We start from the raw sequence: 8,914 nt of genomic DNA, 5'->3' as shown, positions 1-8,914 counted from the left end.
ATCGCTCAGACTGGGAATGGCTACACGACAATCAGCTTCACGGATGGCCATTTCTCATCCGTGACCGGAATAGAGTGGCTCCAGTTCGCTGACGCTGGATGGGCGATCGCGAGCTGATCCAGCATACTTGCCCACGCCTTTCGGAGCCCCTTCATAGGCTGGCCTCTCCTTCGGGTATTGGTTGGGCTGTGGTTGTGGGGATCATAGGAGGATGGTGAGGTGATTTCCTCAGTCCAGGCCAGCAACCTAAACGGCTTATAGTGCAATGGCTTGGGGGTGATTTCCTTGACCCAGGTGAGCGCCCTCAGAACGAGACATGACCCGGAGCCCGTACGCAAAACAGGCGAAGCCCCCTAGCTCGCGTGAGCCCAATCCAGGCCCCTCCCCTTCATGACATCGGCGACGAAAGAAGCCTCTGGCAAGGTCCACGGTGTCTCGCCGGACGGTTTGGTCAGTCGGTTTGCATATTGGACCGAGGCGTCGACGCCCTCGAACCAGCGCACGGCCGAGACCCGCGCGAGGTCCGCGAGATAGGCTTCCGTCTCGGATAGACCGGACGGAACACCGGCGTCGAACATCTGAAGGCCAGGACGAGGCGGATCGTTCCACGTGTCGATCGCTGCGACGTGCTCTGGGATTGCCTTCTCGCACCGGAAGAACGCGCTAGGGCCGGCCGAGCCGATGAAGCGGAAATACGGCGCCAAGTACCCCATCGTCACATGGATCCACGGCAGCCACTCGTGGAAAAAGTCTTGCTGCACGACAACCGAGTGCCCCGGTATGAGCCGGGGGAAGATGACGCGGGTTAGGTGAGCGTTGACCGACGGGAGCTTGGAGCAGTCCAGGAACGCGAGTTCAACCGGCTCATTCAGATTGACCAGAGTTTCGCGAATGTCACCCACCGCAAATTCGACGAGGTCCTCATAAGGGCTAAGCGCTCGAGTAAGGACGTGTGCGAAGCTCTTCCCCTGTTGCCATTCCTCCTGCGGGAAGTGATAGGCCATTGTTTCGGCCGTGGACTGGTCACATGTCGCCAAGTCGAAGCTTTGGATCGGGCGCCCAACATAGGGCGGGCTGCGGTCGCGCAATCCTGTCGCGAGCGCGGCGGTCGATGCGCCCATGAAGATCCCCGCGTCGATGATGAGACCTTCACCGCGAAATGTGTCGCGGGCAAACTCATAGAGAAATCGGCGCTCCTCTGTTGTCAGCATACCGAGGTGACTGGCAACGTGCTCGGGAAGACCGCGCATGAACTACCTATTTCAGGACAGGGCGAGTAAATAGGATTGCCCGCACGAGGTAGGAGATCAATGCCTACTTTTGATCGAGCGCAGCGGGCGGTCAGTCGACTTGAATTCCGATCCGGCCTCTCTGCCGCAGCGCCTCCCGCGAGGAAGCGCGGTAGCGGGCGGGGATGGAGTTCGTGCCCCGCTGTATCCACTGTCGCCATTGGGACATGGAGATCTTCATCGACCTCAGGAACAGGCTTTCGGAAGAACGCCGCCTGACCGAGCGCTACGGCAATGATGTCGGCCTAGGCGGCGGGTGCGAGCATCCCGGCTACAAGCGGATCGGCGTCACGAGCAAGAGGACGTGTGGGCTGTGGGAGGCGGCGGACGAAGCCGGTCACGATCCGGAGCCCTGAAACGGAAGAAGCCCGCCGCGGCCTGAGCCGGGCGGGCTTGATGTGGGTGGCGCAGGAAGCGGTACAGGAAGAACTGAGCACGGGCAGAGACTGGCGCTTGAAAGTTCGGCCGTCACCTCCGATACGTTGTTCGCGCGATTTAGCCCGTGCGACGCCAGATGAACGCGGACACCCCTGCAATTCACGACTCGCGCGTTCTGGACGCGACCTCGCTCCGGAAACGCTTGCGCGACCTGACCAAGCAATCGTTCGATTCCATCTTCCCCGGGGACGATTTCGACTTCGTCAACGGGGTTTGGGCGACGCAGGGCCTGTTGTTCGCAAACGACCTACTACAGCTTCTCCAGCGTGACCTGATGCGTCAGCCGGCCGGAAGGCCGATGACCTTTCTGGACGTGGGTGCCGGGCCGGGATTCGGGGCGGCTTTCTTCGCTCGACTGTTCAGGGGCGGCCATATCGGCCCTAAGCTGGACGTCCGGGCGCTGGAGCTCAGCCCGCAGTGGGCCGAGTTCTACCCGATCCTGCACGACGACATCCCGGTCATCGTCGGCGATCTGTTCGGCCTGCCGGACTCTTCCCACGACATCGTCGTGTGCAGCCATGTCATCGAACACCTGGAGCCCGATGAGGCGATCCGGTTCGTCCGCAAGATGGTCGGGGTGTCCCGTGAGTTGACCGCTGTCATCTGCCCCTGGAAAGAAGGCGAGCAACGCCATCCCAGCCACCTCCACTCTCTCGACGAGGACTTCGTCCGCGAGTTGCACCCGACGGAGTGGCGCGTATTCCCGTCTCTCGGCTGGATGCACCCGAACGGCTGTCTCGGGATGATCTTCCGGAAATAGCTACCCACGCCCTGTGCCGTGACGCCGGGTGCGGTGCGAGCCAGTATCGTGGGCTGGACGAACTGGATGCCGGCTAGAGGGCGTAGGCAGAAGGCCGGACTATTAGTGCGTTGGTGCTTATGGCCGCAAAAGCCCGCCGCGGCTGGAGCCGGGCGGGCAGTCAGTGTTGTCGACATCTCCCGATGGGAGACGGCCGATATTCTGGGGCTAATGGCACCCGGCCAATACCCACTTCGAGGTAGGTGAAGCCTCGGTCCTGTCGTGGACGGTGCCGACGGTCGTCCGCTCTCGTGCCCCCGCAGGAGGCGGGCGGCTGGGCTGGGTGGCGAACGCTAGCGCTGCCCGGCCCTCCAGAAGGGAAAAAGCCCGCTCAGCGGGAGCCGAGCGAGCAGGCATTTGGTCAGCGTGCCCCCCGACGGGGGACGCCGCAATGTGCGGGAGCGGGACCTGTCTATCCAGCACCCATTCGGGTTAGGCGGCGGTCAGCCAGGGCGGGCCGGGCGGTGATCCAAGGCGCTGCCCGGCCCTCCAGAAACAGAAAAGCCCGGCCCGCGCGAGGCCGACCGGGCTGAAGGTGGGGCTCTCGTGCCGCGGGAGTGCGGGGGGAGGTGTCAGCCGGCGCCGAGCGGATATCGGCTGCCGGCGAATTGCGGGGTGATCTCCTGCACGGCGTCCATGGTCTCTGGCGACACCTTGGTGTGCAGGACGAAGTCAGCCCGCGTCGCGCCTTCGTCGGCCGCCGCTTCCCGATCCGTCACCAGCACGCACTCGGGCATGGCGGCGAGGTCCGGCCGGAGATCCGGCAGCGCGACGTTGACCTGGAAGCCGGGCATGTAGACCGGGACCTCAAACGTCATCAGTTCGTCCGTCTCCGGATCGACCGTGGAGCCAAGTTCCCAACCCATGACAACACGGCAGGGGAGCACGCGGGAGCCGTCCCATGAACCTTCTGCGCCGAAGCCGAGCGGATCGAGGGCAGCATGTGCCACCGCCTCGTCCGGGAAGAGGAAGAGGTGGTCGATCATGTTCATGCCGTCACCGCCTGAAGTTCTGCGTTGGTAAGGCCGGCTGGTACGTAGTAGAGGCGGCGTATCCAGCCATCGAGCGGGTTCACGCCAGTCCCAAGTGAGCCGATGAATAGCGTGGCCTGACCTTGGGGAACTGCGCCTCCTGTGTCTGTGACCGGAGCTGCGCCGTTGACCGAGAAAGCAAAGTCGTTGGGAGCGTACCTCATCGCTGACTTCTTTACGCCCAAGCCGGTGTCAGCTACCGGGAAACTTGCCTGTCCGATGCTGCCTAGTGCGGCCACCCGGTATGAGATTGTAGATTCCTCCACAGTAGATCGAATGTATCCGTCGCCTCCGACCGTATAGAAGACGCCTTGAATGACGCCCGAGGGGCGGCCGTTTGACTCAAACTCCGCTACCCACGCCCCGCCGTTCGGGTTGAGCCAGCCAGCCGTAGGGAACGTGAGGCTGTCCGCAGCTCGGGTTGCCGCCGAGCCCGCAACGATGATCGGGGACGAGGCGAACGCACCCTCCTCAAGCTGGTTGAGAACGAAGTAAGTGATCCCGCCCTGGATGGCGTAGATCCAGAAACCGTCTGAGGCTGTGCCGGGGGTGAAACTGAAGGCCGTCCTAGCGTAGGGAAGGTCTGGATTAACGACCACTCCACCCAAGCTGTTCGTGCGTACACGCCCGATGCCGCCCGTCGTCCGAACGAAGGCTGATGCCGTGTGCGGGTTCAGGTTCCCTGTCACGCCGTTAATAGTAGCGTAAGCCGCGCCTGTTCCTAGCGTATTGTCCAGCTTGTAAACCTGACCACTTGGAACAAGCGCATTCAGGCCCACAGCGGCCAAAGCTGCACTGTCATCGACTATCGCGAGCGTGGCGGCGGCATCCCCGGTCTTTCCGATGTTGGTCAGTGCAGGGGCGGCGTTGAAGTTCGTGTTCTTGTTTGTCCTCGCGCTCTCCCGCAGGAACCCCCTCGCAACACCCGCAGAGGCATAGTCCAGGCGCGGGACATTGGCCGCCGCCGTCTGCCAGACGCCGTTCGCATCCTTGTAGGTGGCCACCGAGGCGCGGGTGAAGGTGCCGCCCATCGCGGCGATGAAGTCCGTGAGGGACGAATAGGCGGCCATCTCGGCGCTCCCAAGGTAGTAGGCGTCGCTGGCGGACGACAGGAAGTTGAGATCCAGAGATTGCCGATAGGATCGGTAGGCGTAGCGGTTTCCGGCTGCATCGAAGTCAAAGGTCGTACCCGCTTTCACCCAACCCGGTCGCACTTGAGCGAACCCGGTCGCTTGGGTGAGAGCTACCGCGGCCCCCTTAGCGGTTTGTCCGCGCCGGCCTGCGCCGGTCGCGAGCACGGACACGGACACGGATCCCGCAACCTTCCTCCGACGCCGCGCCGCGCCTGACCCAAGCACGGACAGAGTGCTCGTGGCCTTTGCGCGTCGGCGGAGGCGTGCCTTGCCCGAGGCGCTCACCAGAAGGCTTCCCGTCCCGACAATCCTGCGCTCTCGGCGAGCTTTGCCGCTGCCGGCCAGGGTCAACACGACCTCGCCCGTGCCGTAGCTCGGCCCCCGCCGAGCCGTGACGCCGACGAGGGTGAGGATGCGCAGCGGCCGGCGGCCGGCGATGATGGTGGGGCCGGCCAGGTTCATCGATCCCCCCGCAGGATGACCGGCGCGGTATGCATGCGCACGCCGGCCGAGTTGACGTAGTAGACGGTGAGGCGGGTCAGGGCGCCCGCGGGCAGCGTGCTGGTCAGGTCCGGCCCGAGGGTGACGAGGCCGTGCGCGACCTGATCCTCGACGCGCTCAGCCGGCGGCGGCGCAACCTGCTCGAGCGTGATGCCCTCGCCGACGAGCAGTTCGACAGTCGGCCTGCCCGTGACGGAGAGCGTGGCGCTGACGGTGCCGTCGCTGATGTTCACGATCGCGCCGTCCGCCACGATGAGGAACGGCAGGACGATGGTATCGCCCGGCCGGAAGGGCTCGGCATCCACCGCGATCAGTCCAGCGTGACGGCGAGGTCGTTGGCGTTTACGAGCAGGGCGTCCGTATCGCCGATCACCCGCGACGAGTCGAAGGCTCCCTTCACGAGCAGGTTGCCCCCGGTGGCCGCGTCGAAGATCCCGAAATGCGTGATCGTGCCCCAAGCGCCGCCGGTCGCGGCCGGGAAGACGATGAGGCTCGTGTTGCGGGCCGTGCCGGCATTGGCGGCGCTGAATTGCGCGGCCTGGCGCGCATAGCCGAGCCCGGCGACCTCCGGCCCGGTCGCGCCCTCGCCCGGATCGGCCGTGAACAGCCCGAGATAGACGGCCGTCGGCTTGGTGAAGGTGGTCGTGCCGAGCAGGTGGTCGACAAGCTTGTTCTCGGCGTAGTTGGAAGCGGACATGGTGCGTCTCCGGAGGTGAACGAGGTGCCCGCCGCCAGAGCGGGCGGGTGGTCAGCGACGGCGGGGGCCGTGCTGTTCAGGCTTGTCCTGCGATGCGATCAGGGCCTCGACGGCCTTGGCGAGGCGATCTTCCTCACGCGCCTCTTCGGCCGCCGTGCCCTCTCGAATGGCCTTCGCGATGTCGCGTACCGCTTCGGTGAGTGCGCCTGCGGCGAGGGCGTCGCCGAGAAGGTTGCCGGTCGGAGTCTGCGCGGTCACGCTCGCTGTCACGACCTTGCTGGCCGCCGCCACGGCTTCAAGGGTTTGTGCCTTGTAGCGGCGGTCCTCTGCCATCCAGCTGCGGACCGGGACCAGGATCGCCATGATGACCGCGACAGCCGCCCCGGCGACCTTGACCCAGCCCTCAACCTCCGGAAGCCAGCCGCTCACGATCGCGCCTCCGCTCACGGACGCCAAGGCTGTCCAGGATGCCCATGTCGCGCGCGGCGCGGCTCGAGGAATGCAACTCGGCTATGGCGAGCACGCCATAGATCAGCCCTGTCGAGAGCGGCGGGTAGGTGAGGACGAAGCCTATCGTCAGGGCGAGCCAGAAGAAGAAGCCGCTTAGGCAGCCCAGGACACGCACGATCGGCGATTTCCGCCGGTTGCCGTTGTACCAGATCGCGATCAGGCGAATGATGCCTGTCCCGACGCCGACAAGGCCGGCCACGTCCTCCCGGACGATGTCGTCGATGATGCGGAAGCTCGGCAGGCCGAATGTGTCGCCCGGTGCGAGCAGCACGGCGCCGAATACGGCCATGATGCAGGCGAGCCAGACCTCAGCCCAGCGCGTCTGCCCGTACCGAAGCTCGCGCTCAAGGTAGCGCGCGATCGCCGGGTTGCCGGCAATCAGCGCGTCCAGGTACGGGTCGCCCGTCGAGCGGAGCATCAGCGTGTCAGGCCTTCGTTGCGGGCAGCACCGCACCCAAAGCCGGCGCGAGCGTGTTGGCCGCCGTCGCTTCGGGCTCGAGCTTCAGGAGCCGGAAGACCTTCTCGGCGATGCCGGCCGGCCCACCTGCCGCGTTCAGAAGCCAGCCGGGGGCCTCATCGACCGCGCGCTGGACGGCCTTGGCGATCACCACAGACCCGACCGGGACCGAGAGCACCTTGTCCTTGGCGGCTTCCTCGACCGCGTTCAGGGCGTAGTCGGCGACGTTCCGGACCAGCCGCTCGACGAGCTGCGTGGAGATGAACAGCCGGGCGAAGGGGAAGAGCTTGCTGATCGCGCCCATGATGAAGGCGATCAGGGCCGGAAGGAGAACGGTGGAGAGCAGCTCGCCGAGCGCCACGATCCAATCGCCGAAGGGGATCTTCACTGCGGCGGGAGGTGCTTGCGCCACGACCTCGGCCGCGCTTGCCGGGCTGGAGAAGACGTAGAGGAAAAGGGCGAGCGCCAGCGCCCGCACGGCATAGCGGATCATGGGAGACCTCGTTTGGGGAGCCCGGGAGCCGCCGGGCGCGGGTATTCAGCCGCGAGCGGCGAGATCAGGAGCGGGGCCGGCCCAGACGCGATCGAACCAGGCGCCCAGAGAGGCGAGCCAGCCGGTAGGCTGGGCGGCGGGGATGACGACCGGCTCGATGACAGGAGCGGCAGGCTTCGGGGCGACCACAACAGGCGCCGCACCCGGCGCGTATCCGCCCGCCTTCAGCGCCGCCGCGAACTGGCGGTGGTGGCCGGCGATCTCGGAGGCCTTGTCCGTCCCGTTGATGATGCGCCGGGCATTGACCGGATCGGACCGGCCGGGCCCGAAGTAGTCGGACAGCTTCTTGCCCGTGAACCAGCCTGCCTTCATGCCCTCGAACATGATGCGAGCGGCGATCGCCGGGTCCATGGCCAGGTCCGGCTTGGCGATCAGGTCGACCCCGACCGCCTTGCCGGCCCGCAGGTAATTCGAGCGGCCCGTCAGCTGCACGTAGCCCCGGCCACAGAACCGCACCCCGTCCCCCGGCTGCAGGTTGCCGAGCGCCTTCGCGACCGCCGGGCGGCTGCCCTGGATGTCGTACATGCGCCGGTAGTAAGCGTCCCCGCCATACTCCTTGACCGGCTGCATCGTCCGCGCGGTCTCGTAGATCGTGGTCGCGAGGCAGTAGCCGAGCGGCTCGAGATCGATGTCTGCCGGCGCCGCGGCCAGGATCGCGTTCATCCCGTCCACCTGGCTCTGCTTCAGCCCGCCGCCGAACAGGGGCCCGCGAACGGCGGCGAAGAACGCCGCGCGGTCGATGCTCATGGAGATCCTCCAGACATGGAAAAGCCGCCCGGAGGCGGCCTTAGTTCAGGGTGCCGAAGGTCGTGTTCGCCCCGGCGGGTATGTATTTGGTAGTGAACCCACGGACGAAATTCGCGTTCGCCGCGTTGAAATTCGAGCCTCCGGCCTCCTGCAGGAAGGTCGCGGCATAGGACCCCGTCTGCACAGCGCTGGATCCCACAACGCTCACGTTCTGTGAGTTCCACAGCAGGATGGCCTGGTTCCCGGTGCTGCCCTTGCCGACATCGCGGAACGTGTCGGAGATAGAGATCTGATTGCTGTCGGAGATCCCGTACGCCGTGACGTTGGTGTTCATCACGAGGTTCCCGCGCAGAACCGCATGCGTCACGCCGGATAGGGATACAGCAGTCGCCGTGGTCAAGAGCCCAGGCTGGCCGACGACGTTGCCCTCGATGATCACTCCCTGAACATTCGTCAGCGAAGCCAGGGTTCCCGGATAGGACGTTCCCGAAGCCGAGACGATGTCGTGGTTATGCGCGATGAGCAGCTTTTTGACCGTCGGGCTCGCTGCGCTATATCCCGAAGCAAGAACCCCGGCAGTCAGACCGTGGAACTCATTCCCCACGATCTTATAGTCTCGGTGGTCATAACTCGTGCTGACGCCAGCTTCGATCGAGACACCATAGATCGCCGAGTAGACCGCGAAGTAGGTATTGTCGCTGGTCGAGACCGTGTTGTTCTGGAACCGCGTGTTTCCGCCGACGAGGCCGCGCCCGCGCA

Annotated in this window: 12 protein-coding genes; 2 read left to right on the top strand and 10 right to left on the bottom strand. The window is 65.3% G+C overall.

Annotated elements, in window-relative coordinates; genetic code table 11:
• Positions 1-353: 353 nt before the first annotated feature.
• The gene (locus ACO2SS_RS28535) at positions 354-1,250 is read right to left on the bottom strand and encodes a class I SAM-dependent methyltransferase (RefSeq protein ID WP_423281258.1); all 897 of its coding nucleotides are present in this window, start codon (positions 1,248-1,250) and stop codon (positions 354-356) included.
• A 206-nt stretch (positions 1,251-1,456) separates the two neighbouring features.
• Between ACO2SS_RS28535 and ACO2SS_RS28530 the strand changes: the two genes are divergently transcribed.
• A complete protein-coding gene (locus tag ACO2SS_RS28530) occupies positions 1,457-1,645 on the top strand; it encodes a hypothetical protein (RefSeq protein WP_423281257.1) in 189 nt (62 codons plus the stop codon).
• A 224-nt stretch (positions 1,646-1,869) separates the two neighbouring features.
• The gene (locus tag ACO2SS_RS28525; protein ID WP_423281256.1) at positions 1,870-2,487 is read left to right on the top strand and encodes a class I SAM-dependent methyltransferase; all 618 of its coding nucleotides are present in this window, start codon (positions 1,870-1,872) and stop codon (positions 2,485-2,487) included.
• Between the two features lie 611 nt (positions 2,488-3,098).
• Here the strand turns inward: ACO2SS_RS28525 and ACO2SS_RS28520 are convergent.
• The 9 genes from ACO2SS_RS28520 to ACO2SS_RS28480 form a co-directional block, all read right to left on the bottom strand.
• Positions 3,099-3,518 (bottom strand): hypothetical protein, encoded by a 420-nt coding sequence (locus ACO2SS_RS28520; protein ID WP_423281255.1) that lies wholly within the window; start codon positions 3,516-3,518, stop codon positions 3,099-3,101.
• Positions 3,515-5,152, bottom strand: a complete 1,638-nt coding sequence (locus ACO2SS_RS28515; RefSeq protein ID WP_423281254.1) for a hypothetical protein — start codon at positions 5,150-5,152, stop codon at positions 3,515-3,517. Before ACO2SS_RS28515 ends, ACO2SS_RS28520 begins: the two co-directional genes overlap by 4 nt.
• The gene (locus ACO2SS_RS28510) at positions 5,149-5,496 is read right to left on the bottom strand and encodes a hypothetical protein (RefSeq protein WP_423281253.1); all 348 of its coding nucleotides are present in this window, start codon (positions 5,494-5,496) and stop codon (positions 5,149-5,151) included. The genes ACO2SS_RS28515 and ACO2SS_RS28510 overlap by 4 nt, the downstream gene beginning before the upstream one ends.
• 5 nt (positions 5,497-5,501) lie before the next feature.
• On the bottom strand, positions 5,502-5,888 hold the full coding sequence (locus ACO2SS_RS28505) for a phage tail fiber protein (RefSeq protein WP_423281252.1): 387 nt from the start codon (positions 5,886-5,888) through the stop codon (positions 5,502-5,504).
• 51 nt (positions 5,889-5,939) lie between these two features.
• On the bottom strand, positions 5,940-6,317 hold the full coding sequence (locus ACO2SS_RS28500; protein WP_423281251.1) for a hypothetical protein: 378 nt from the start codon (positions 6,315-6,317) through the stop codon (positions 5,940-5,942).
• Positions 6,292-6,816 (bottom strand): hypothetical protein, encoded by a 525-nt coding sequence (locus tag ACO2SS_RS28495; RefSeq protein ID WP_423281250.1) that lies wholly within the window; start codon positions 6,814-6,816, stop codon positions 6,292-6,294. The genes ACO2SS_RS28500 and ACO2SS_RS28495 overlap by 26 nt, the downstream gene beginning before the upstream one ends.
• Before the next feature lie 7 nt (positions 6,817-6,823).
• Positions 6,824-7,348, bottom strand: coding sequence for a hypothetical protein (locus ACO2SS_RS28490; protein WP_423281249.1), 525 nt, complete (start codon positions 7,346-7,348; stop codon positions 6,824-6,826).
• Between the two features lie 45 nt (positions 7,349-7,393).
• Positions 7,394-8,155, bottom strand: a complete 762-nt coding sequence (locus ACO2SS_RS28485; RefSeq protein WP_423281248.1) for a glycoside hydrolase family 19 protein — start codon at positions 8,153-8,155, stop codon at positions 7,394-7,396.
• 40 nt (positions 8,156-8,195) lie between these two features.
• A partial coding sequence (locus ACO2SS_RS28480) for a hypothetical protein (RefSeq protein WP_423281247.1) occupies positions 8,196-8,914 on the bottom strand: 719 nt, incomplete at its 5' end.

The organism is Enterovirga sp. CN4-39 (assembly GCF_049446235.1).
Taxonomy (GTDB): domain Bacteria; phylum Pseudomonadota; class Alphaproteobacteria; order Rhizobiales; family Beijerinckiaceae; genus Enterovirga.
Note: the sequence above shows the minus strand (reverse complement) of the source record. Positions and strands in the feature narration are given on the sequence as shown.

Excerpts from the sequence above, each read along its gene's own strand:
- ACO2SS_RS28490 (WP_423281249.1), bottom strand. The coding sequence starts at position 7,348 with ATGATCCGCTATGCCGTGCGGGCGCTGGCGCTCGCCCTTTTCCTCTAC.
- ACO2SS_RS28535 (WP_423281258.1), bottom strand. The coding sequence starts at position 1,250 with ATGCGCGGTCTTCCCGAGCACGTTGCCAGTCACCTCGGTATGCTGACA.
- ACO2SS_RS28505 (WP_423281252.1), bottom strand. The coding sequence starts at position 5,888 with ATGTCCGCTTCCAACTACGCCGAGAACAAGCTTGTCGACCACCTGCTC.
- ACO2SS_RS28515 (WP_423281254.1), bottom strand. The coding sequence starts at position 5,152 with ATGAACCTGGCCGGCCCCACCATCATCGCCGGCCGCCGGCCGCTGCGC.
- ACO2SS_RS28485 (WP_423281248.1), bottom strand. The coding sequence starts at position 8,155 with ATGAGCATCGACCGCGCGGCGTTCTTCGCCGCCGTTCGCGGGCCCCTG.
- ACO2SS_RS28520 (WP_423281255.1), bottom strand. The coding sequence starts at position 3,518 with ATGAACATGATCGACCACCTCTTCCTCTTCCCGGACGAGGCGGTGGCA.
- ACO2SS_RS28495 (WP_423281250.1), bottom strand. The coding sequence starts at position 6,816 with ATGCTCCGCTCGACGGGCGACCCGTACCTGGACGCGCTGATTGCCGGC.
- ACO2SS_RS28530 (WP_423281257.1), top strand. The coding sequence starts at position 1,457 with ATGGAGATCTTCATCGACCTCAGGAACAGGCTTTCGGAAGAACGCCGC.